The 24,244-nt window shown below is 45.1% G+C and carries 19 protein-coding genes; all 19 read right to left on the reverse strand.

The window, feature by feature from the left end; translation table 11 throughout:
* Positions 1 to 10: 10 nt before the first annotated feature.
* Positions 11 to 1,114, reverse strand: a complete 1,104-nt coding sequence (locus ACR32F_RS29310; protein WP_440113466.1) for a DegT/DnrJ/EryC1/StrS family aminotransferase — start codon at positions 1,112 to 1,114, stop codon at positions 11 to 13.
* Positions 1,111 to 2,121 carry a Gfo/Idh/MocA family oxidoreductase gene (locus ACR32F_RS29315; protein WP_440113469.1) on the reverse strand — a complete coding sequence of 337 codons (1,011 nt, stop codon included), beginning with the start codon at positions 2,119 to 2,121 and terminating at the stop codon, positions 1,111 to 1,113. Before ACR32F_RS29315 ends, ACR32F_RS29310 begins: the two co-directional genes overlap by 4 nt.
* 14 nt (positions 2,122 to 2,135) lie before the next feature.
* Entirely contained in the window at positions 2,136 to 4,025 is a 1,890-nt protein-coding gene (locus ACR32F_RS29320) for a glycosyltransferase (RefSeq protein ID WP_440113472.1), read from the reverse strand.
* A 146-nt stretch (positions 4,026 to 4,171) separates the two neighbouring features.
* Entirely contained in the window at positions 4,172 to 4,987 is an 816-nt protein-coding gene (locus tag ACR32F_RS29325; protein WP_440113475.1) for a flagellin N-terminal helical domain-containing protein, read from the reverse strand.
* Positions 4,988 to 5,131: 144 nt separating this feature from the next.
* Positions 5,132 to 5,377: a carbon storage regulator CsrA gene (gene csrA, locus ACR32F_RS29330; RefSeq protein ID WP_440113478.1), complete on the reverse strand. Its 246-nt coding sequence runs from the start codon at positions 5,375 to 5,377 to the stop codon at positions 5,132 to 5,134.
* Between the two features lies 1 nt (position 5,378).
* Complete coding sequence (gene fliW, locus ACR32F_RS29335) at positions 5,379 to 5,807, reverse strand: flagellar assembly protein FliW (RefSeq protein ID WP_440113481.1); 429 nt, start codon at positions 5,805 to 5,807, stop codon at positions 5,379 to 5,381.
* A 103-nt stretch (positions 5,808 to 5,910) separates the two neighbouring features.
* Complete coding sequence (locus tag ACR32F_RS29340) at positions 5,911 to 6,480, reverse strand: DUF6470 family protein (protein ID WP_440113484.1); 570 nt, start codon at positions 6,478 to 6,480, stop codon at positions 5,911 to 5,913.
* A 17-nt stretch (positions 6,481 to 6,497) separates the two neighbouring features.
* Positions 6,498 to 7,418, reverse strand: coding sequence for a flagellar hook-associated protein FlgL (flgL, locus tag ACR32F_RS29345; RefSeq protein WP_440113486.1), 921 nt, complete (start codon positions 7,416 to 7,418; stop codon positions 6,498 to 6,500).
* 25 nt (positions 7,419 to 7,443) lie between these two features.
* On the reverse strand, positions 7,444 to 9,000 hold the full coding sequence (gene flgK / locus ACR32F_RS29350; protein ID WP_440113488.1) for a flagellar hook-associated protein FlgK: 1,557 nt from the start codon (positions 8,998 to 9,000) through the stop codon (positions 7,444 to 7,446).
* Between the two features lie 19 nt (positions 9,001 to 9,019).
* The gene (locus ACR32F_RS29355) at positions 9,020 to 9,523 is read right to left on the reverse strand and encodes a flagellar protein FlgN (protein ID WP_211085529.1); all 504 of its coding nucleotides are present in this window, start codon (positions 9,521 to 9,523) and stop codon (positions 9,020 to 9,022) included.
* Positions 9,524 to 9,534: 11 nt separating this feature from the next.
* Positions 9,535 to 9,819 (reverse strand): flagellar biosynthesis anti-sigma factor FlgM, encoded by a 285-nt coding sequence (gene flgM, locus ACR32F_RS29360; protein WP_053779526.1) that lies wholly within the window; start codon positions 9,817 to 9,819, stop codon positions 9,535 to 9,537.
* Between the two features lie 154 nt (positions 9,820 to 9,973).
* Complete coding sequence (locus ACR32F_RS29365) at positions 9,974 to 10,381, reverse strand: TIGR03826 family flagellar region protein (RefSeq protein WP_440113492.1); 408 nt, start codon at positions 10,379 to 10,381, stop codon at positions 9,974 to 9,976.
* A 207-nt stretch (positions 10,382 to 10,588) separates the two neighbouring features.
* A complete protein-coding gene (locus tag ACR32F_RS29370) occupies positions 10,589 to 11,080 on the reverse strand; it encodes a ComF family protein (RefSeq protein WP_440113495.1) in 492 nt (163 codons plus the stop codon).
* Positions 11,081 to 11,847: 767 nt separating this feature from the next.
* Complete coding sequence (locus ACR32F_RS29375; RefSeq protein ID WP_440120051.1) at positions 11,848 to 13,758, reverse strand: helicase-related protein; 1,911 nt, start codon at positions 13,756 to 13,758, stop codon at positions 11,848 to 11,850.
* A gap of 560 nt (positions 13,759 to 14,318) precedes the next feature.
* Positions 14,319 to 14,699, reverse strand: coding sequence for a hypothetical protein (locus ACR32F_RS29380; protein WP_440113498.1), 381 nt, complete (start codon positions 14,697 to 14,699; stop codon positions 14,319 to 14,321).
* A 321-nt stretch (positions 14,700 to 15,020) separates the two neighbouring features.
* A complete protein-coding gene (locus tag ACR32F_RS29385) occupies positions 15,021 to 15,743 on the reverse strand; it encodes a response regulator (RefSeq protein WP_440113501.1) in 723 nt (240 codons plus the stop codon).
* A 4-nt stretch (positions 15,744 to 15,747) separates the two neighbouring features.
* A complete protein-coding gene (locus ACR32F_RS29390; RefSeq protein ID WP_440113504.1) occupies positions 15,748 to 16,908 on the reverse strand; it encodes a sensor histidine kinase in 1,161 nt (386 codons plus the stop codon).
* A 47-nt stretch (positions 16,909 to 16,955) separates the two neighbouring features.
* A complete protein-coding gene (locus ACR32F_RS29395) occupies positions 16,956 to 19,679 on the reverse strand; it encodes a stalk domain-containing protein (protein ID WP_440113507.1) in 2,724 nt (907 codons plus the stop codon).
* Positions 19,680 to 20,099: 420 nt separating this feature from the next.
* Positions 20,100 to 23,879, reverse strand: a complete 3,780-nt coding sequence (locus tag ACR32F_RS29400; RefSeq protein ID WP_440113509.1) for a SwmB domain-containing protein — start codon at positions 23,877 to 23,879, stop codon at positions 20,100 to 20,102.
* Positions 23,880 to 24,244 lie beyond the last annotated feature (365 nt).

Raw genomic sequence — 24,244 nt, forward strand, 5'->3', positions numbered from 1 at the left:
AAATTTTAAATTATACAGAAAAGTTATTAATTGTCTGAACCACATACTCAAGGTCTTCCATTGATAGCGCAGGATTCACTGGAATAGACAATACCTGTTCTGATAGTTTTTCTGCTGTAGGACATGAATACTGCTTTTGTTTAACAGATACCAAGTACTCTTTTATGTGCAATTGCTTATGGACTGGTAATTGATAATGAATGCCCGTCCCAATTCCTTTTGCAGATAAATAGCTTACGAGTTCATCTCTATTAGTAGTCGTTATTGTAAATTGATGAAACACATGATGTGAATATTCATGAACAAATGGTAATGTAACTAGGCTGTTGTGTATATTGGAGAAATAATATTCAGCATTTTTTCTGCGAGCAGAATTCATTTGATCAATTTTTTTGAGTTGCTCAATACCAATAGCTGCCGCAATATTAGTCAATCTATAATTATAACCAAGCACTTCATGCACATATCTTTGTTTTGAACCATGGTTAATCAGCAATTTACTATTATCCAAAAACTGCGTATCCTGAGAAACAATCATTCCCCCTTCCCCAGTAGACATGTTCTTGGTAGGATAAAAACTAAACGTGCCGCTACATCCAAATGTACCTACTGGCTTGGATTGATAAGTTGCACCATGCGCTTGAGCACAATCTTCAATAATGGTCAGATTAAATTCTTTTGCTATTTCAGCTATTTTGTCCATCTCGCAAGATTGTCCAAACAAATGAACAAGCAAAAGATACCTTGCCTCGGGAAAGTCATTAGCTGCCTTACGTATAGCTTCCGGTGAGATATTAAAACTGGCCTCATCTACATCTACAAAAACAGGGACTGCATTGCAATATAATATAGCATTACTAGTTGCTACAAAGGTGAATGGAGTAGTTAGAACCTTATCTCCTGGCTTGACGCCAGCAGCCAATAAGGCAATGTGCAAAGCTGCAGTACCATTGGCAACCGCTGCTGATCCTCTATAACCAAAATGTTCTGAAAATTCTCTTTCAAATTGAAAAACTGTCTCACCTTGAGCTAAATGTCCTGTCTCCAAAACTCGACTTACAGCTTCAATTTCTTCTGTTCCTATGGATGGTTTGGCTATAGGAATATGTCTCATATCGTATTACTCAACTCCTGTTCATCTAATACCCATGATTGAGAATCAATTATTGTAGCTTCTTGAATTTCTTTGACTAATTTCAAAGCTTTTAAACCTTCAACTCCACCAGTTTGGGGGGCAATCCCCGTTTGTATAGAATTGATAAAATCATTTATCTCCATCTGCAAAGGCTCATAATTAGCGACTAGAACTTTTGCAGTAATCTGCTCCTGCGTATATTTATGATCAAAGCCTGTTTGAAATAAGTCTACTCCTACTAATGTCCTGCGAGTTAAATATAATTTACGTTCAAGAAGATCTGCCTCTATTAATTTTTCCGGCATAATAACTCTCCATGATCTAATTTTCTGCTCAGTAGCTCGACTAGTTGTTATACTAATGAGAACACCGCTTTTACTTATAAGCTGGGCATTTACTATGTCATTCTTATCAGAATGAACACTTACTCCCTGTGCAGATACAACCCGAATAGGTTCATTAAGCAAAAAGTGTATCAAGTCTATGTCATGAATCATCAAGTCAGATATCACATCTGTATCGAAAATCCGAGCATCATATGGACTCTCCCGGTGAATATCAATATAAACAGGCTTCTTACCATTGAGCATTTGCTTCATCTCAGTCATGACTGGATTAAAACGCTCAATATGTCCTATGGCTAGTTTCTTTCCCATCTTCTCAGAAATCTCAATGAGTTTCTCTGCATCATCTATCTCTTGAGTGATGGGCTTTTCTAAAAGAACATTCACATCATTTTCCAAGAAAAACTTAGCAATTTCAAAGTGGGTACTTGTTGGTGTCACTATACTTACTGCATCAACTTTTCCCAATAGTTCTTTGTAGTCATGAAACCCTTCCACATCAAACAAATGTTGCACTTGTTTTATTCTTTCTTCATTAATATCAACCATGCCAACTAAATCAACGTTGGGATTATGATATAAATTACGTATATGATGAAATCCCATATTACCTGAGCCAATGACAGCAGTTCTGACTTTCATTTGCTTCACCTTCCTTAGTTCGCTAGCTCATGAACCCACAAACAAAGCGGAAATTTCATCTTGATACTATCAACAATATTATTCATCATTTCCTTATCTTCTAATTGCTCGTACAAACGATAGCTTCTTTCATAAGAGCTGTATTCAGGGCAAAGATCTAATAACTTTGTATAAAGAAGCTGTGCATCTTCCAGATAACTGGAATTCAAACAAGCATCTCCCAATAATCTTATTATTTTCGTATCAGTAGGATTAACCTCGAATAATTTAACTAAAAGATCAATAGCTACTTCATTAAAACCATACTTCATCATTTTTTCTAAAGTATTACATTTAAGTTCTAAAGAACCCAACCAAATATACTCTAAAATACATTGGAAGCTTTCATACTCTTGAAGTACCAACAAGCGATCAACTAGGTTTTCCAGTTTATTTTCCAAGTATGTTGTAAATTTCGGTGTATCTATTTCGTGATTCATAATAATGCTTCGAAGCATCTTTGCTTCTTTTACACTTAAATTCAAATAAGATCTGGATAATTCGAAAAGCTCAGAATCCTTAAGAATGAGTGCAAGTAGTAAAATATCTTCACCATTCTCAGCATTTATATCTTCCATTCCTAACCACATTGATTTTGCTTTGTCATATTGCTTATCGTACTGAGTCGCCACTGCTGAAACATTTGCTTCCAAGTTAATTTGATAGTCATTGATATATCTATTTAATAGAGGATGTCGCAATGAATAAAGCACTTCTAGAAGGGTCTTTAATTCACTGACATCAGAGATACGATACATCTGATTAAAATTTTGATAAACATCTTCTAATGGAATATTTGCCAGAGTAACAATCTGAAAATACTTCGCAACCGAAGGTATGAAATGTTTCTTCAATTTTATCGCTTCCACAATGTAATCATAGCTTTTCGAAAAGCCATAATTTTTTTCATATAATTCAGCCAACCTATAATATGCCATATAGGTTCCATTGCCCTCTGTTATTGTTATTCCTTGATCACCAAGTTGTAAACAAGTTTTTAATGCTGCTATTGCATCTTTATAATAATGAACCTCCAAGAACACCAGCGCTTGGGTGTGACGTAAATCAGTTTCATTAGGATACAGAACAGTAGCATCATTAAGTATTTGTAAAGCATCAAACTCTCGTTTTAAAGAAATTAAGCATTGGCTTAAATTGGTTATAAGATCAGATACAATAATCAAATTCGTACTTAATGGATATGCCATTTTAAAATAGTGTACTGCCTTTTCATGCTCCCCAACCCACTTATAGGTTCTGCCCATGTTAAACAAATTATAGGCATTAGGATTTTCTTTTACTTCCTGCAGCATTAAAGGTAAATTTCTTTTTTGTTTATCTCTATCTTGCATCATTTCATCTGTGTACCCTGTGTGATAAAGATAGGATTTTCCAACGCCACTCGTAAATGCCTTCTTATCCTCGTCTAAATTATTTAAATGCTCATGCAGCCGATTGCGATAATATAGCCCCCTAAAATTAGCGAAAAGTCGTATAGAGGTATTCTCTATTTTTTGACCCTGAGAAAGCAGGTTATGAACTTTCAGGAAATAATAATCACATTCTGAACTTACATCCGCTTTTAGGTCTGAGTCCTCATCCAAATATTCATCTGCATCCATAATCAAAATATAATCTGATGTCGCATATTTAATTGCTTCATTTCTCGCAGCAGAAAAGTCATTAACCCATTTGAAGTTATAAACCTCATCTGTATATTCCTTCGCTATATCCACCGTTGCATCTGTCGAACCTGTATCTACAATTATAATTTGATCCACTTTGTCCTTTACACTATCTAGGCATCTTCTTAAATACTGTTCCTCATTTTTCACAATCATACATAATGCAATTGTTTTGTACATATATCAGAATTTCCTCTCACCAAAAGAATAATTATCGTTACTCCTTATATCGGTCATATTTCAATGAGTAATTAGTTCAGAGGGCATAAAAAAGAAAACTCTCATCAAAAAAGATGAGAGTTCCCGATAAAGATATTCGATTAAACTTAACGAAGCAATTGAAGAACTGCTTGCGGTTGTTGGTTCGCTTGTGCCAACATAGCTTGGGAAGCTTGAGCAAGAATATTGTTTTTCGTTTGGTTCATCATTTCTTTAGCCATATCTACGTCACGTACACGGGATTCAGCAGCAGACAGGTTCTCGGAAGTAGTTCCCAGGTTATTGATTGTGTGCTCCAAACGGTTTTGGTTTGCACCCAGTTTAGCGCGCTCGGAAGATACTGTTTTAATAGCCGCATCTAAAGATGAAATCGCAGCATTCGCACCTGTTTGAGTAGAAATATCAACCGCATCAATTGCCAGGGATGCAGCACCCATGTTTCCGATTGACAATGTAATTGCTTGGCCTGCGTTAGCACCAATGTGGAACACTGCGCTACTGATACCAGCACCATCCAGCAATTTTTTAGTATTGAATTCAGTATCTGTGGAGATACGGTTTACTTCTTTTGTCAGCTCAGCGACTTCTTTTTGCAGTTCAGCACGATCATCATTAGTGTTTGTATCATTCGCAGATTGAACCGCCAACTCACGAACACGTTGCAGGATGCTGTGTGTTTCGTTCAATGCACCCTCAGCAGTTTGGATCAAAGAGATGCCGTCTTGAGCATTTTTGGAAGCCATATCCAAACCGCGGATTTGACCGCGCATTTTTTCGGAAATTGCCAAACCTGCAGCATCGTCACCAGCGCGGTTGATACGCAGACCGGAAGACAATTTTTCGATAGCCTTGTTTGTGTTAGTTGTGTTTGCACCCAATTGACGGTGAGTATTCATTGCAGCAATATTGTGGTTGATAATCATTAGAAATTTCCTCCCTGAAAATAAGTTAGTTCCACATCCTTGTGGTAAACGCCGCGACATTAAGGTCGGCCGCCCTGCCGAAGCAGCGTCTAAATTATATATCGACAGATTATGGGGAACTGTTTATAGCAAATTGGAATTTTTTTATTTTTTTTTATTTTCCGTCTCACGGAGTAATTCCATAAATGCTTCGACGTTAGGTGCAAGGGGTGCTGCAGACTCGCGGTTTGCCTCCTGAATAGACGCATAAACCTCCTGACGAAAAATATCGATGTGCTTAGGAGCGGAAATGCCAATCCTAACTGTATCCCCTTCTACTGCCAGTACAGTCACCTCAATATGATCCTGGATGATAATGGACTCTCCTTTTTTGCGTGACAATACCAGCATCTCAAACTCCCTCCTTCACTGAACTTGTATCCCCTGCTGGCCAAATCTGATGGCGTGTCACGTATGAGGATTGATGAAGCACGACTTGTTTCCCTGTTCTTTTACTCGGGTTAAGTACCACTGGTGCAAGTAAATTCATCGTGGATTTACTCACTTCTGATTGAATTGTTACAATTGAGAATACGGAAACCTCTTCACTAATCTCCAGTTCGGCTCGTTCTGCCTCAGGAAGCTCAAAACTATAGTCTGGGGCAAATATAAAAGGACTTATCAGCAAGAAAGACAAATCAGGTTCTTTTATAGACTGTAAGTAGAGAAATGGAGTCTCCTCCCATGGAATTAATGCAAATTGAGTCTCTTCATCGAATCCAGGTAACCCTTTTGAAAAGTGATATATATTTTCTTCACTGACCTCAAGTTCTCCCCACATGCTTGTCTGAATATTAATAATAAGCGCCTCCTTGGCGAAGATTTTATACAGAAAGAGCCATAGAAGTCTGCAACCAAGACCGTCTATAGCTCTATTATAACTATTACATCCCTATATCTATAGCAGGCGGGGTATATTGAATTGAAGCATACTGCTTCACATAGATATCCAATTTCCCCCGATGATACTCAATCTCTGGTTTGTTCACGGTTACGTTCAATTCAGAAACAGCCGATTCGAAACGAATACTCGGTGCTCGAGTCTCAATTCGTATATCGACGTTATCCATGGAAGCAGGCGTCCTTATTTCGGGGAAAGGCTTCGCTTTCCAATTAGTCCCCACAATGTTGGCAATCGTATTACCAGGTTTGTGGATGGCAGCCAAGTCATTACCTTGCTCAACACGTTCAGCCATGTTTTCGAAAAAAATTTTCTCGATCCCCGAATAGATGCGTGCGTTCATATCAATCATGTTTCCACCCGTATAGGCGGAGAACGCCCTGCTCTGATCCACCTCGAATCGGATGGGATGACTCTCCACGGTCAGCCTCGACGGGCGTGTCGTCATTTGAACATCCGCCTTAGGCTGACGAATGGAATACTGACCCAAATCGGCATCAATTTGCAACACGGAAGGAGTTGTATGAATTTGTAGGATGGGGAGTGTTTTCATAAGATCACCCTTCCTAGTTATCTAAGGAAATCAACCAAGGATTGAGATATAATTTTGGCACCCGTAGACAACGAAGCATTATAAATATTTTCCTGAATCTTCGATTGAATAGCTAATTCGGCAAAATCTGCATCTTCCACTTTCGATTGCAGGTCGGTTAGGTTAACCTCTAAATCACTCAATCTTCCTTGCATAAGTTCAACCCTGTTCGTTTTAGCCCCAACCTCAGCACGGATCGCCAGTATTTTATCTGTACGACTGTCAATCGTATCAAGCTGATTAGACAGTTCTTTCAGATCCCCGTCAGATAGGGCCTGGCTAATCGTATTAAAAATTACAAACAAATTATCTGTTTCTGTAGAGTTTCCAAAAAACTCATTTCCGGTTACATTAATTGGCATCTGTATGCTCTCACCAACGATGAAATTTATCTTGCCAGGGTCGGTTATTACCGCAGCTGCATTCGTTGTATCAAATGAGCCATCCGCGCTGGTTGGGAAATCATAAGGTTTTTGGTCATAGGTTTCGCCATTGAAAATGTATTTCCCATTGAGCTTACTGTTTGCAATATCAACGAGTTGCGCCTTAAGTTGCACTACCTCCTCGTTAATGCTATCCAGTGCCTCTTGAGGATTAGTTCCAGTAGCAGCCTGCACTGTTAGTTCCCTCAGACGTCCAACGACACTTCCAGTTTGGTCCATTACCGTATCATTAAACTCAAGCCATGAAATCGTGCTATCCACATTTTTTTGATATTGTTCATTGGAAGAAAGCTCTCCACGATAACGAAGGGAGTATGTAATCCCTACAGGATCGTCAGAAGGTTTATTGATTTTACGGCCTGTTGCCGATTGAGTTTGCGTATTGTTCATCTGTTGTGCATTCCGATTCAGGTTAAGGATCAATTGCGAGCTAAGCATATTATTCGTAATTCTCATCGTCTTCTATGTCAGTCCCCTCTTATTATCTGCCAACCATACCAGTAGAATTAATCAATTTATCAAGCAACTGATCATATGTCGTCATAAAGCGGGCTGATGCACTGTACGCGTGTTGGAATTTGATCATATTCGCCATTTCTTCATCCAGAGATACACCGCTAACCGATTGACGTCTCGTGTCTACCTGCTCCACCAAAAATTCGGAATTGGAAGTCTGACGAGCTGCTTCTTGGGATTGAACCCCAAGTTGACCTACGATTGCACTGAACTGAGCGCCAACCGTTGCATTACGCAAACCGTCAGCTGATTTCATCGGCGTATCTTTAAGGTTAGCAAGCAGATTGGCCAGTGTATTATTCCCCTTGATTACAGTTTCTGCTCCTGAGGCATCCGTGGTCGTTCTCAGAGATGTAGCAATCTTGTTCGGATCAGCCAAAATGGCGGCATTCAACGAGATATTTCCAGCCGTAATGGCTGTTCCACCACCCGCTGCTGTAAAGAACGGTAGTCCTCCTGAATTACTTCCATCCATGCTGTATCCAAGTTGGTGCAAACCATTCAGGCCTTTTACCGTAACGGTCAGATCAGCTGACAATGTACGCGCAGCCCCTGTGTATGTCACACCACCCAGAACAGTATTATCCGGCAGTACAGAACCTGCTGGGAGCGTAATCTGAATATCACCGTTGGCAAGCGTATTGGCTAAGTCATCCATTTGTTTCTGATAGTCACTGACTAACGTATCTCTGGACTTAATCATGCCGTGGACCTCGCCGTTGGTGAGCGTACCTGCTGTATACGCAGCATTCAGAAAGGCAGGATCTACTGCTACCTGCACGGCTCCGCCTGTAACAAGTGCTTGTCCGTTCATTTGAACCTGGTATCCTTGCGGAGAATCCGTAACAGTAACGTTCATGATTTTAGACAGCTTGTCCGTCATCAGATCACGTTGGTCACGCAGATCGTTGGCATTGTCGCCAAGAGACTCGACTTTCACGATGGCACTATTGAGATTCGCAATATTACCAAGATAGCCCTGAATTTCATTACCTTTCACAGCAATGTTACTGTCCAGATCCTGACTGAGCGCATCCAGTTGGCGGCTAATTTGATTCATCGCATCTGTTAGTGCTAGGGTCGTTTCCTTCACGATCCGACGTGCCGTAACATCCTCGGGGTTCTTACTCAGGTCTGACCATGATTTGTAGAAGTTATCCATAACGGTCCGGAATCCGGTGTCGGACGGCTCGTTCACAATCGCTTCCAGTTTCTCAAGTGTATCCCGTTGAATGGACCAACTCCCGAAGTTGGTGTTTTCATTACGATATTGGTCATCTAAGAATTTCTCCCGCACACGGGTAATGGAGTCGAACTCTACGCCTGTACCCAATTGTCCTGGTGTTGTGCTATGCAAAAATGCAAACGGCTCCATTGGTATGGATGCCTGCATGTTAACCTTTTGGCGTGAGTATCCTTCAGTGTTGGCATTGGCTACGTTGTGGCCTGTTGTGCTAAGAGCTGTCGTCTGTGTGAATAAGCTGCGTTTAGCCGTTTCGATTGAATGAAATGTAGATGTCACCTGGTTTCCCCCTAATTAATCAGGCACGCGTGTCAAACAGACCGATTCGCCCTGGATTGCCGTTCTTATCAGCAGGATGCTGATAGGTGGCATCCTGTTCTGGTCGAGAAGCAAATATGTCCATAGATAGATCAATAAACATTAAGGATTGCTCGATCAGCATTTGGTTCAATTGATTAATTTCTTTTAACTCCTGCAGTGTTCCCGCCAGCTTCTTCTGGACTTCAAGCAATCGCAGTTTGTCAGCCGGATCAAAAATCAGCTTCGAGATCTCGGTAATATTCAGGTTCAGCATAGATTTGATTCCACGCTCCTGTAGCAGTTCGTGAACTGCGCTCTGCCGTTCGATCTCCAATGGCTCCTGTTGTTTCATGAAACGAGATTCTTTATTGAGGAGGGCAATGAGTTCATCCACATCGTTTTTGACAATGACCTGTCTCTTGACCTCACTGAGTGCCAGCATATCGCGGTGACTTTGTTCCATTTGCTGCAAAACTGCAATCAATCTGTCCAGTGCTGCCATTACGTGATCACCTATTCCTTATCAAAAGACTTAAAATACGGCAGCAGCTTGTCAGCAAGCTTGCTGCTGTCTACCTGATACGTTCCCGAACTCACCTGTTCTTTCAGTTCCTGTATCCGTTGTATACGTCCTGCATCCTGTGTACGACCTTGTTCCTCAAGCATCTTCATCGCCTCCGGAGAAATGGATACCTCGTCCTTACGGCGGCTCTTCTTGGCATCAGCCTGCTGATTGGATTCAACGTTCCTCTGATATGAATTGATTGCACCAATTCTACTCGGTTCATTGATTTTCATATGAACTACACTTCCTTCCAACTTTAGGATTTTTCACATTATCTTTATGTTGTCGATCGATTTGGGTAATAAAAAAAACCGATAATCTTTAATAAGTTTATCGGTACGTTCCAAAACATTTGTTATAGCATTATTCGTATTTAAGACCACGTTCCTATGAATCGCGCAGTTTGTCGACTGCATTGTAGGTTCGTCCGCCTACATTGTTGTTATCCTTCTGACCTACTTCGCGGGCTGCTCCAGCCAAGTCTTTCGTCAGACGATTCCGGCAGGAGTCGCACATATGGCCTTCACGAATAAGGGTTCCGCATACTTCACAAGGATACATCATATTCGGGGCGTTTTCGATGGAAATACGTCCCTCTCGAATGAACCGGGTGATCTGCTTAATAGAAACCTCCGTTTCATCGGATAATTCCTGTATATTTGCACCTTTTTGTTCACGTAAATAATCTACGCAAGCCTGATATTCTAGTTCTATCTCCTTGATACAGTTCGAACATACATCCCGAAAATTTAAAGCATATAATTTGCCACAGCGAGGACAATTACCCAGATTCATCGCTTAAACGCCCCTCTCAAACTTCCTCTTCCGAATGGATAATAACTATACATTACCTTATTTTCTCACATCAAGTCCATAGTCTCTTTTCAATCGAAGCTGAGCAACAGAATGCATGTATGCGCAAATTATAGGATACTACACTAAAATTGTTTTTGCAGAATTACATTAGTCGTTATTAGCTACAAAATATGAACGAAGCCAGACTCAGGATCTTGCCAAAGTTAGCGTGTAGACCTCAATTGGAATGCCATTAGAAAATCCAGCGTTCAGAATGACTCGTCCACAAGCATCCAGGGTGCTACCGGTCGTGTAAATATCATCTATCAACAACAAACGTAGTGGTGTAATTCTAGGATGGTTTGTGGCAGATGTGAGAGGAAAGGCGTTCCTCACTCCACTTAAATAAGAACCCGCTGAATGCAGTTGGTGATGCCTGCTCCTATGCTTAGGTAATTCAGAAGTTCTGTAGAGATCAATCATCAGCTCCACTGCGCCTGACTGCATGGCAAAAGCATTCTGCATCGTCTGTATTCGCTCACCGCGTGTTTTAAAGCTTTGTTTGGTCGTGTTGATCCGGCGTTGCAGCAGATCCACGATTGGCAAACGGCAGGCGGTGGCAAGCCCTGCAGCCAGCTGCTCAGCCTGGTTGAAGCCGCGCTCGGCAAGGCGTTCATCGCTGACCGGGACATAAGTCACCGCGTCAGGTCGCCATCGTGGCTTCGTGTGTTGAGGCAACGACTTGAGAAGGTGAGTCGTTGCTGCGGGCTGAGGTTGCGCGTATTTGAACGCGTGGATACCGAGGGGTTGGGTGGGTGCGTGAATGTATGCATCCGCACCAGATTGATTGACGGATGCGAGTGTTGTTGCAGGCACTGCAGACGGTTGAACGTACGCGTAAGTGGACGCGTGCGTGCCAGGTGGTTGAACGTGGGCGTTTGTTAACGCGCGCGAGTCGGGTGGATGTGAGTTAGCATCCACCTGGTTTTGGGCAGGCGGGGCGGTATGAGCCACGGGAGCGAGGGTTTCTTTTGCCAAAACAGGATTGAGTTCTTCGCTCATGGCTTGAAACGCTTGAATCAGAAGGGATGTTAATAGCGGCGCATAACGTGCATGGCCTCTAAATTTATACATTCCAATCCATTCCTTCATCATAGCGTTATATTGAACAGCGCTGCGGTTGCAAATGAAAGAGCGACTCTGCATGTTTGGACGGACGCAGTCCGGGCAGCCAATCCCTCGACCACAGCGCAGACAACGGATGGAACGAATCCATGGAATTTGCTTCACACAACGCGCACATATGCCCGGATAGATTGAAGACAGGATCGCTCGGGTGCCACAGGTCAGACAAGTCGCTCCGGGCGGGGCGAGCAGATGATGAAGGCGATGGGTTAGTTGATGCACGTGATCGGTTATGCTGGTTAGCCAGTTGAACATAGGGGTGCGAACCTCCTCAAATGGATTTACGGATGGGATGGTGGATGCAGGTAGCCTTTGCGACGGGCGATGGTATTCATTTTTTGTATCTGTGCCACGGCCTTTACCTGGGAACGTGTCCGACGCGAGGATGCAAAAACGACTCTTCCCGCCGGATCGTCCATGGAGCGCCCTGCTCTACCCGCCATCTGTACTAATGAAGCTTCATCGAAGAGGCTGTTATCCGCATCCAAAATAAATACATCGCTGCGCGGAATCGTCACCCCCCGCTCTAATATGGTGGTGGTTACGAGCAGGCGAATGGTGCGTTCACGAAATGCCGTAACTTTGCTCGCACGATCGGGGTCCTGTGACGAAGTTCCTTCAATATGAATCTCTGGGAAAATGCGACGCATCAGGTTAACAAATGCTTCGATCTGAGCAATGCGCGTCACGAACACAAACACTTGAGCATCTCGAAGCAATGACGTGCGAATGCTGTTTTTTAATGAAACGGGAAGCTCCTGCTTCTGAATACACTGAGCAACGGTAGACATCCTCAGCAAATGCGGTACGGGCAACGGGTAACGGTGGAAACGCACTGGAACTTTGGCATGAACGAGCTTCCCCCGAGCCGCCTCCTTCTGAAGCTTGGCTGGCGGTGTAGCAGACAGGTATACAAAATGCCCATCGGGCTTACACGAAGACGCCGCCGCATGAGCAAGCATGGGATCATTATGGTAAGGAAATGCATCCAATTCGTCGATAATGACGAGATCAAATGCCTGGTAAAAACGCATCAGCTGGTGCGTGGTCGCAAGTGTGAGCTGTGCATCCTTCCAGCGCTCGGTGCTGCCTCCGTACAGCGTCGCGAGCGAGATGTCCGGAAAAGCTTTTGCCAGACGCGGAGCCAGCTCCAACACCACGTCCCGGCGTGGCGTAGCGACAAGAGCTCGTCCGCCCCGCTCCAATATGGTATGGAGCAACGGGAAGATCATCTCTGTTTTGCCGGCCCCGGTCACGGCCCACAGCAAAAACCGCCCCGGCCCATCCCCTGCGGGTGGCCGGGCCAAAAACGCCAGCGCCGCGGCAGCTGCCGCGCTCTGCGCTGCGCTAAGCCCCCACCGGACAAGTCCGCCGCCGGTGGGGGCAACGGCCAAGCCACGCGGTGCATCGCCGCGTGGCTTGGCCCCAGGCGCTGCACTGCGTAGTAGCAGCGCACAGGCACGGCTGCGCCCCAGCGCGAGGCAAGCCTCGCAGTAGGCGCACGCCGCCAGGCCGCAGGCAGCGCAGGGCACGCGCTGCCCGGCAAAGCTGCCGCATCGGCGGCAGCGGGGCGCGCTCTGCGCGCTACCAAGCCAAGCGGCACGACGCCGCGTGGCAGGCCCCTCCAGGGCGGCAGCGATGCTTAGCCGCCCATGCAAGCGCGCGAGCTGCGCAGCCGCACGCCAAGAGGCAAGCGGCGGGGCGGTGTCCGCCAGCAGCGCCTCTGCCTCGGCCGCCAGCAATTGGCGGCCGTGAAGCCGCTCAGCCAGCTGGGCTGCGCCCCGCTCCAGCTTAGCCCACTCACTAGCGGGATATGCCTCCGGTATCCCGCCCATCTCAAGCCCTCTGCCAGCGGCCAGTCCCGAATTGCCCGCAATTCCTTTTCTAGCCTCCGCCTCCCCCGAGGCCTTTTCATACCAATCCAGCTTACGCTGAATATAGGTCAACCAATGCTCCTCCCCCCACTGATCCATCTCACGTTCCATCTGAAAATGTTCAACCAACCATGATGCCTGACTTAACGGCATTGCCTCGTCTAACAATAGCCAACGTAACACTCGCTGACCACTCTCCCCTTCAAGCCACCAACTCACATCCACACGCATGTCCAAAGACATTACCATGTCCCATCCCAACTCCACCCTGCATACATATAACGCTACCCTCACCTGTTTCCCTCCCCTTTCTGCCATCACTTGCAATCGAACCGATCACAACAAAAAAACAAAAAAAGCACATGCCGACCCGACGATTCGCCGGAGCATGTGCTTCATGTCCATATCCATTCCATTCATTATGCTTTTGTAATATCACTATATCAATTGTAGAGTTGTCCCACAAGTTCTTGTCGTCCCACATTCAATCGTATAGCCCCATTCTCCCAATTCATCTAATAACGGTAATCTTCCGAATTAAACTGCGAAACTTTTTCCAATCCACACAGTATATACTTTTAAGTTAAGATTTCTGGTTTCAAAAGCTTACTGCTACTCGCTTGGAAGGTTCCATCCCAGACAATAACCATAGATTGCATAAAAACCCATATTTAATTTAACAGCAAGCTTGACTACAATGACAAAAAAAGACTACAGCATACGCTGTAATCTTTAACCTCGAACCTATTGGACCCAAGCTTGAGTCGGCAGGCTTTGCTTTGTTACTGGTACCTTCTCCAAGATGAAGCTCTCCAGCCAAACTGTCGCGCCATGTGCATAAGTATGATTCATGAACCCAACAGGGTCCATAAAATCTTTCAGTACTTCGACTCTCGCAAATCAATAAGGCGAACCGTACGGTTCCTCGTCTCTGTCAACGGTTCCACATCGGAAGGGACAGCAGACAGATAGGTTAGCTCCATTCCTTGCCTAAGCATAAGCTTCTCAATTATACGAACTGTTTCCGCTTCCGTACGATCAGCGATAACGGTCAATGTGAAACTCTTTCCACGGTATAATAATTCCCGGCAAAGCGCTCTTACAATGCCTTCAATCCGTTGCTCCTGATTGGAAGGAATAAGCATGATCTGTTCGTAACCTTCGGATTCCGGACGGGAAAGATGGCGCTGGTGCATGGCATGAACGGCCATTGCCGCCAGGAAGTATATGAGCAGAATCATAGTCAGATGAGCAACCATGGCAACTGCACCTCCTCGGAAGGTCATGCTCACCCATGGCGAACATCCCTGTATACAACAGTATATGCTGTATTCCCCGAAGGGTTACACTTGCAAATTCCAAACACTCATACCCCATTCTGATCGACACCGGACGAAGAAGACAGGCCAGGTCGTTCACTCATTCATGCCGAAGCTTGAACATGTGTTCTGTATTCCTTACACTTTGTTCATTTGCAGTAATAAAGTCCATTAACCCGCAAACCAGTCCAACATTCTGGAACGGGCGCGAGTAAACAGAATCCTATAATCGTAAATTGGGTTTATAACTAAAAACGTATATTAGAGCGTAACCCAACCATACTTGATCGAGTTGATAACAGCTTGTGTACGATCGTCCACTTCCATTTTCTGCAGAATGCTGCTGACATGGTTTTTTACTGTTTTTTCACTGATGAACAGGAACTCACCAATCATTTTATTGCTCTTACCTTCAGCCATCAGACGCAGAACTTCAGCCTCACGACGAGTAAGTGGATTATTGTCTCCAGCAACAAACTTAACGCCTGCCTCTTTCGAAGTACCCTCACTCATTGCTCCTGTCTCATTAAGATACGTCATACGACGCAACTGCATGATCAGTTTGCCTGTCACTTTAGGGTGGATAAATGCATGCCCTTCATGAACGGAACGAATCGCATTGATCAGGGACTCGGCCTCCATATCCTTCAGCAAGTATCCGTTGGCACCTTTACGCAGCGTCTCGAACACATAACTCTCATCATCATGAATAGACAAGATAATGACTTTGACATCCGGGAACAGCTCACGCAATTTCTCCGTCGCTTCAACCCCATTTTCGATCGGCATGTTAATGTCCATCAATACGATATCCGGCTTATCCTGATTACAGAATTCGAGCACCTGAATCCCATCGCCGCATTCGCCGATGACCTCGATGTCGTCCTCCATATTTAAAATGCGTTTCAAACCTTCACGGAACAGCTGATGATCATCAGCCAAAAGGACTTTAATTGATGCCTTACCAGTATCACGGTTTTCCATCCTGCTACTCCTTTCCCTTATCCACGTTTGTCGGGATATGAATCACTATTTTGGTTCCTTGATTTTCCGCGGATTCGATCTCTATTCTTCCCTCTAACAATTCAACCCGCTCTCTCATCCCAATCAGACCGAAGTGGGTATGGTCCTTGCTTTTCTTGGCAAGAAGCTCCGGTTTGAACCCAAGCCCATTGTCCTGAACAACAATTTTGACGAGCTGAGCCTGGTATGTAATTTCCACTACAACATAAGTGGGATAAGCATGCTTTGCAGCATTGGATAGACCCTCCTGCACGAGGCGGTAGATTGCAGCCTCCATCGCGGAAGATAAACGGTGTTCCTTGCCTCTGGTTTCAAAAAGCGAGCGGATTTTTGTTTTTTCTTCAAAATCCTGCACGTACTTCCGAAGCGTTGGAATCAATCCCAGGTCATCCAGTGCCATAGGACGCAAATTGAAAATAACTTTTCTCATTTCTCCAAGACTTGAACGAACCTGGCCTTTCAAATCTACTATTTCGGCCTGGACCATCTTAAAATCCTGCTTTATGAGCATTCTTTCTACAATTTCCGTCCTAAGCACTAGATTGGCGAGCATCTGTGCAGGCCCGTCATGGATCTCACGAGCAATGCGTTTCCGCTCTTCTTCCTGGGCCAAAATTATTTTCAAACCTATCATTTGTCGATTTTTGGCAGATTCGATAATCCGGGTCACTTGACCCAGCTCACCCGACAGGTACTCCAGCACAACTCCCATCTGCGAACCGATCGTCTCGGCACGCTCCACCGAAGCCTCCACATTTTTGGCACGCTTCTGCAGATCATCCCGACGGGCTTTCAGATACATTTCCTTCTCACGATAAATCATCAGATCCAGCTGCAGCTGTGTTGCCTTCTCATATGCCTGCTTGATATCATGCTCGGAATAACGGACGAAGTCACGGCTAACCTCAGTCAGCCGGATCCGGGAACGGCGGTAGTTCAGCTCCAATTGATCTACTTTCTCGATCGTTTCCGCCGTTTCCTTCAGAACCGACTTCAACTCCTCGTTCAGCGTTTTCAGCTCATTACGGGTCGAGTCCATAATCTCAAACATTTGATATTTACTGTTTTCCATGACTTGTACGGCGTTTTTAATGACGCGGTCTATGGCATCGGCTTGTAAATCCACGTTTGTTCGACTCCATTTCTATCGTTTCCGGTATATATCATACCATATCACGATGAGATGGTAACGGTCTTCGTGTTCTGTTCCCATTTTACAGTCAGTCCAAGTTGCTCGGAAACGAGTCGAAGAGGGACTAAAGTCCTGCCACCAGTTACATATGGCGCAACTGTAGCACTTTGTCTCTTACCATTGATAATGAATTCTTTCTGACCTACAACCAGATCAATCAGCTTTCCACCGCGCATAACCGTTATACGCTGATTTTTGCTGTCCCAGCTCGCTTGTCCGCCAAAAGCATCCAGCACATGTTTGATGGGCACATACGTTGTGCCATTTTTCAGCACTGGTGCTGCATCGATCGCTTTTTTCGTTCCATTCACGGTCATCGATTTCTGTCCAAGCACCAGCGAAGCTGTTCCTGTAGGCAATCCGACTTCACTGGACTTCGATGGCGTAGTGAAAGCGATGTTGTCAAAAGCAAGCGTGCCTGTCATCGCACGCTCATCCTGGCCTTCTGCCACGTTCACCACATAGACCCGTTTCAGCTTCGCCGGATAGGCCATATTCAGTCCATTCAGGTCCACGCTCAGCTTTTTCCAACCATTCCAGTCAATGGCCTTCGCCAGATCAGCGTATACGGTTTTGCCATTGGCATCGGTAAACTCGGCCCGCAGCCAATTCAGGCTCTTATCTCCCATAACATCCATCGTCATCGATGTAGCTGCAGCAGACACCTCTCTACCTGTGGAACCATTCAGCTGTGCATAAGCATACATTTTGCCCGTCCCTGCGGTCATGTCATAGCTTAATTGCAGCACCTTGGAGCTGGCTTTTTCATCTGTACCGGCATTCACGTTGGCCGACCCGGTTACACCTGCCGCGTTTGTTGTGAAGCTGACCGGATAACTCACGTTTTCGAAGTTTTCCCATATGGTTTCACTGTCCGAAGCCGTAAGTACAACGATCGTGCTATAACCGTCATAACGACCGATTGCATATCCCACTTGCGCGCCGGAATCGACGGAGGATACCGTTAATTGGTCAGCTGCAACTTTTCCTTTGAAACCAACGAACTCCCATGTTAGCGAGTCTGCTGGAACCGTTACACTTTGCCCATCTTTCGTCTTCGCTGTCACTGGAATCGAGATGGTTGTACCCGCTTGAAGCGATCCCAAACCAGATCCCGCTGTCAGCGAGGCCAGCTCGCTTCCACCCAGTACATTCACTTTAATCGAAGATGAAGCACCGTTACTCGTTGCGGTCAGCGTTGCTGTGCCTGGCTTCATCCCTTTGATTGTTCCATTGCTTACATTCACAATGCCGTTGTTGCTTGATTTCCATGTCATCTGGATATCGCCTGTCGCAATTGGATTGTAGTAGGTGTCATATCCTTTGGCTGTATACTTGCCCTCTTGCCCTACCAGTAGCGTTTGGCTGCCACTCACGGCAAAGCCCTTCAGCTTGCCTTGCGGAGCCGTGGAGAACACACCCAGCGTGTTTACAACCTGGCGTTGCTCTGTGCCATACTCTGTGTTGAACGTAAGACCTGCTGCTTGTTCACCGAGCGGACGAGTCACCATCGTTGTGGAGCCGCCTCCATCCAGATTCATGCCTTTCCATACTCCAACACGGGTCATGAAGGATTGCAGTTCAGTTAGCGACATTCCACTACTGTTACTGTTTTTCTCGGCTGCAATAATATAGACGTAGCGACCATCCTGTGAGTAACCTACTGCCGTTCTTGCACGAATGCCACCGATGCCGGAAGAGGCAATATCACGGGAAAAGGAGGCTGCTTTTCCACCATTCACAAGAATGGTATGACCGCCGATCATCGTCTCCAGGTTGTTTGGATCAACGGTTTGCCCGGTTGTTTTGGCTTTCAGCTTGTAATCCGTGTTCAAGGTTTGTCCGACGGAGAGGTGACTCATGATCCATGTCGCTGCCGTTCCATGGGCACGCAAAATATACCCATCCTTCGGCACCGTCATATTTAATGCTTTTTTATCGGAAATTTGGGTAATAACACCATTCTGTACAAGTACTTCAGTCGGCGTTGTGGAAGGGTCGTTCGGACGCTTGGTGGAGGTCCAGGCCGGTGTATAAATATACATCGAGTTGGAGTGGCTGTACTTGACCGCACCTGATTCTACTGTGTAATCCTCTTTATTTATCCCACGCAAAGCGAACGTTGAGCCATCATCCGCCTTCACTGTACCATCGAATGAATATTCATCGATCATGGGTACGCCATCCTTGGTCACCGTGAGAGCATACATGCCCGACAGCTCGGAAGGTGTAGACACCAGAACGCCGTCAGAGACTTGTCCCCCAATTGGAGCGAGTTCCCCGGACACATTGAAATAATCGCCGTTCACAGCGGCCACTGCCCCGTTCTCTTTGGCCATGCCACCTGTGCTTTGTTTACTGTTCAGATTGCCACCCTTGCCTGTCATGACATCCAGCTTCACATATGGATTTTGCAGATCCACCTGGATTACGTCCGCCAGTACGTTGACCTTCGAACCGGAACGTGTGGTTGTATATCTGTATTTCATCAACTTCGCACCCGAAGTCAGAATTTCCTCACTCAGCTTGCTTGTATTCGTAGATGCCGCTGCGGCCACCGATTGCCATGAAGTGCCTGACCATACCTGCTGTCCCGCTCCCATAACCGGTGCAATCCAGATTACGCCTGCCAGCGTCACAATCATCCATTTCTTTGCCTTACTGCCCTTAACGTCTACCAGCTGTTTTCCGTGTTTCCCCAGCATGTTTGAAACGTCTCTCCCATCTTGTATATCAATCTTAGACATCACGAGCTCTACCCTAGCGGCAGCAGACAACGAGATCTCTAGTATACTCTTCTATTAATAGACTGCTTTTTGAGGAAAAAGTTACGCCTGCAGCTCGAATTCAGGTATTTATTGGGTTATGCGACATCTTATGATTGAGTTATACGATCAACCTGTATAGCAAATAGACTTCAGCTATGCTGAAGTCAGCACAACAGAAGTCGACATAAATTAGATCCGGTCCTTAAAACAATTGTCGGAACCCAATCATTGTTAGTATTTAATTCTGTAAAAAAGGAACACCTCAAGAAATGACCTTTCTTGAAATGTTCCAACCTTGTTACCTATCGTTATCTCGACTATTCCTGAATAAAATGAATGATATCATCATTCCGTTTTTTATAAATATCCTAACTTATCCAAGACACGTTTCAACATGACGGCTGCTTGTGCACGGTCGGCATTCCCCTGAGGCTCAAATGTCGTCGATGTCATTCCCTGAATTATGCCTTCCTGGACTGCTTTCGCTACAGAATCCTTGGATTGAATCTTGTTATTGTCTTTAAACTTGGATAACGTCGATGCTGAGGATGATTTCAGCACAGTTGGCTGACCCGCGTAATCCAATGCACGCACCATCATAATGGCCATCTGTTCCCGGTTAATGAGACTATCCGGTCTAAAGGTACCATCCGTATTGCCCTTAATAATGCCTGCCTTGGCGGCTGCTCCGATATAAGCGCCCGAAACATCACCGTAGCGTACATCCTTGAACTGCTGTGCACTTAAATAGTCACCCGGCAATCCTAACCCTTTTGCAACCAAAGTTGCGAATTCTGCACGCGAAATCTGCTGATCTGGTACATAGAGCGTCCCATTTTGTCCATTGATAATCCATTTGGCGGACAACTCACCAATGACATCCTTTGCCCAGTGAGAAGTCATATCCCGATACGAAACCGGATGTGATGCCGCAACAACAGTCTGATTGCCATTCAGCTGACCAGTCACGATAACCGCCCCTGCTGCATTGGAAAATGCATGAGGAATGTTAGTCAGAGATGAAGTGCCCTGATCGATGTACACTAGTCCCGTTACTGCTCCTACTGTCGTTGAGGGCAATCTAAGCGCTAACTGACTCTTCGTCTGTTGTTCAGCCCGTTGACCGCTGTAACCATTGTAGACGGACAGATATACATCCGTATTTTCCGAAACTCTCTGGGCTCCAGCCGAGGCTAGCATACCGTCCATCGTACCCGATACGGTTATAGGGACCGATTCAAGTTGGACATACAAATATGATGATTTTCCTGAGCCAACAGAGGTCCCCACACTTTGACCGATCGCGGATATATTCAAATCGGATAAAGGTACTGACCACAAACGGTCTCCGAATCTTACACCAATGGAAGAAAAGCGCTCACGAGCAGCAATTTCTGCCAATGTGTCGAGTGGGAATCCAACGTAAGCTGCTGATTCAGTTGACGGAACTTCGAATACAACCAGACGACTTGCATTGTTGCTTAATCCGGCGTACTGGAATGCCTGATTCAATTTGGAAGCATCCACATTGAACTGATGAGTAGAGCGACTGTTTCGCGACGAAGCAGATGAAGAGACTGCCGCCTCTTTACTCATCACATACATGGACTTATTAAAAGCAGACGTATCCGACACCGTTAGCCATGAAGGAAGAGTCGTATTCGTATTCGTATTTCCTGTGCTAGTAGTTACATCCCCGTTTTGTTGCAATGCTAGCGGTCCAAATGCTCCAACTGCTACATTAAGCTGGTCACGTATTGGAACTGCACCTGGAACATAGTTTACGGTACCTGTCTGTCCTGCTGTGACTGTATTTGACAGTTTGAGTTTTACTGTTGTACCCGAGGAAGCCGCAGAGATGATTCCTGCTGTGCTACCACCAATCTGTACGTTGAATTGAGAAGTAGTCAGCGCCGTCTGAGATTGCACTGCATTGCGAAACGTAATGGTAACGGTATCTCCTTGCACAGAGGCTGATTGGATCAAGCCAGTGCCTGCGGTGTAGGCTACGGGCACCAGATTAATGTAACCTGCCGGGTTCCCGTTCAGATCAGTCAATCTTAATGATCCCGGTACATAAGATAATGTCACATTTTGAGTATTCGTAACAGATGAGGCTAGTGTTAACGTTACCAGTTCATCTTCAATCGCAATATCGTTTACGAACACTGCCTTGCCATCTACAAGTACAGAATATTGGCTCTTCAGAGGCTTATTTATTGTGTTAAGGGGTTCATTATAGCGCACCCACATCTTGGAACCACTTACCTCGGCACTTTGGAATACAGGTGCTTTGGTATCAATCGTATTACGAACATACAAACCACTGAACCCTGCGAGTGCCTGTCCTCGGCTATCTTTTACCGGCCATGAACCGGGTGTATAAGCAACTCGAACCACTTCTCCGTCCGTAATAGAACGGCTAAGATTCAAGGTCACAGCGGAACTTCCATTGACGGATATGCTATTAATGCTTACAGCAGACTGATCAGCTGTTACGCTGAATTGTCTCATTGCATCACTTGAGGTAATGTACACCGTCTCGGGGTAATACAGCGTAATTGTACTGTAATATACACTACCTTCTCGCGGCTTGGACATGACGGAGTCCAAATTGTTCTCCACATCCCGTGCACCAAAAGCAGCCGCAGCATTCAGAGACTGATCAGTAAGGCGATTGCCCGTGCCAGGCGCATAAGCAATCCGCACGACCTGTCCTACCGCTACACCGGTATCCATGACTACATACACACTGTCACCCGAAATATAGGCGGAACTCACGTTTCGCTTCTCTTCATTTACCGTAACCGTATAACTGGCACTGAGCGAATTGGTGCTGTATAGCCATTCATCGTATGTCAGACGAATGGTATTATTGCTGTGCATTTTCGCTGTCTTGAGTACAGGCGCTGTTGTATCTTTGCTTAATGTTTTGAATGCCCATGAAGTAGAACCATTCAAACCCGCGAATGTATTCCCTGCTTTATCACGAAACGTATTTGCGGGGATATCTACAACATAATTCATATTGCTATCCAATGCGCTTGTTGGTGTAATAAGCAACTGTCTGTTGTTCGAGCTATTAATGATTGTCGTTGATTCAACAATCGCTCCATTCGTTTTCTTTAGAACTGCTTTACCTGTAAAGTTCAGGTCTAGTTCCTTGTTAAACGTGACTGTCAGATTTCCTGTCAAGGGGGCATTGGTAGCACCATTTATAGGAGAAACAGCATCTACTTTGAGGGAAGTAGGGTCAGAAAGCACATTGAACCCCCAATCCAACCCGCTGATTGCACTAATGTCATTTCCCTGCTGATCCCGCAAAAACCCTTCTGGTATTACAATGTAATATGTATTATTGCTATTGAAGTTTTTCACAGGATCAATCGTAATCGTCTTGGTACCCAGCCCTGTAATCAGGGGTGTCCCCGTAGTTGAAGGGAGTTTAATCTCTTCAAATGCGGTACCTGTAACGTTCCCTTGAAAAATCTGAAGTGAACCTGAACCAGCAACAACAGGCTGATCAAACGTGATCGTCAGATTAGACGAAGGCGTTACCTGATTTGCAGCATTCTGAGGAACTTTGTTCACGATGTTAGTCGAACCTACACTCAGGGTACGAAAGGTCCACTCTTTGTTCAGCCCCGCAAAAAATGTAGCATTATCATCTGCATAGACAAATGATTTTGCATCAATCTGGACGTAATAGGTCCCTCCTGGAAGAGGGCTTTCTGGTTGAATTGATACAAATGTACCTGCGATTGGTGCAGTCGTGCTGTCCCCTACTGGCGGTGTTGCCGGACCTGTAATGGGTCCCGTATTTACAATAGTTACATTGGGACCGGACACCTCTACTGAATGAACCAACGAATCATCGTTGACACGCTTAATAGAGATAACACTCTGGGTGTCTACTGCCTTTTGAACGGGTTTAGCAAACTCGATAACTAATGGCGCTGCCCCATCGACTTTATCACCTTTAACAGCAGGAACGGTACTTAGGATTCCGTTTGCATTCAATTCATTAGCTGCATCAACTTGCTTCACTCCACTCCACCCCGTCAGCCAACCTTGCGCGGTCAGCATGACGATTAAGAGTCCGAGTATGCCTTTTCTGGCAATTGTCTTTAACTTCACTGATCCTTCCCCCTTAACTCCATTTCTTCAATTGTCTGATGTACAGACCTCATTATTTATGTCGGCAAAACGAGGCTTTTCAATTAGAAAAAAGGAGGTTTTTGGAATTTATTTATTCTCCGCTACCTGACTCTCCCAACGATTTTCTATTCCATAAGATCCTTGGTATTGAAGAAATGAAATCATAGACGCATTCCATCATGTTCATGAACAGAAGCTTCGCTAGTCTAACAGACCACAACATATATTCATTAAATTAGAAGTTATCTATATATAACTCTCTACTATATCGTCCCAGCTTTTGTTTCCTCCAATCAAAAAAGCCCTTGATTCCTTAACGGAACCAAAGGCTTCTATTAATGACT

The sequence above is a fragment of the Paenibacillus hebaui genome, assembly GCF_051934385.1.
Lineage (GTDB): Bacteria > Bacillota > Bacilli > Paenibacillales > Paenibacillaceae > Paenibacillus.

Bases quoted from the DNA above. Each gene is read 5' to 3' on its own strand.
- flgM (WP_053779526.1), bottom strand. From the start codon at position 9,819: ATGAAAATCAATGAACCGAGTAGAATTGGTGCAATCAATTCATATCAG.
- ACR32F_RS29340 (WP_440113484.1), bottom strand. From the start codon at position 6,480: ATGAAAACACTCCCCATCCTACAAATTCATACAACTCCTTCCGTGTTG.
- ACR32F_RS29380 (WP_440113498.1), bottom strand. From the start codon at position 14,699: ATGGTTGCTCATCTGACTATGATTCTGCTCATATACTTCCTGGCGGCA.
- ACR32F_RS29395 (WP_440113507.1), bottom strand. From the start codon at position 19,679: ATGCTGGGGAAACACGGAAAACAGCTGGTAGACGTTAAGGGCAGTAAG.
- ACR32F_RS29320 (WP_440113472.1), bottom strand. From the start codon at position 4,025: ATGTACAAAACAATTGCATTATGTATGATTGTGAAAAATGAGGAACAG.
- ACR32F_RS29315 (WP_440113469.1), bottom strand. From the start codon at position 2,121: ATGAAAGTCAGAACTGCTGTCATTGGCTCAGGTAATATGGGATTTCAT.
- csrA (WP_440113478.1), bottom strand. From the start codon at position 5,377: ATGCTGGTATTGTCACGCAAAAAAGGAGAGTCCATTATCATCCAGGAT.
- ACR32F_RS29365 (WP_440113492.1), bottom strand. From the start codon at position 10,381: ATGAATCTGGGTAATTGTCCTCGCTGTGGCAAATTATATGCTTTAAAT.
- ACR32F_RS29325 (WP_440113475.1), bottom strand. From the start codon at position 4,987: ATGATTATCAACCACAATATTGCTGCAATGAATACTCACCGTCAATTG.
- fliW (WP_440113481.1), bottom strand. From the start codon at position 5,807: ATGTGGGGAGAACTTGAGGTCAGTGAAGAAAATATATATCACTTTTCA.
- flgL (WP_440113486.1), bottom strand. From the start codon at position 7,418: ATGAGAATTACGAATAATATGCTTAGCTCGCAATTGATCCTTAACCTG.
- ACR32F_RS29355 (WP_211085529.1), bottom strand. From the start codon at position 9,523: ATGGCAGCACTGGACAGATTGATTGCAGTTTTGCAGCAAATGGAACAA.
- ACR32F_RS29385 (WP_440113501.1), bottom strand. From the start codon at position 15,743: ATGGAAAACCGTGATACTGGTAAGGCATCAATTAAAGTCCTTTTGGCT.
- ACR32F_RS29375 (WP_440120051.1), bottom strand. From the start codon at position 13,758: ATGGCAGAAAGGGGAGGGAAACAGGTGAGGGTAGCGTTATATGTATGC.
- ACR32F_RS29310 (WP_440113466.1), bottom strand. From the start codon at position 1,114: ATGAGACATATTCCTATAGCCAAACCATCCATAGGAACAGAAGAAATT.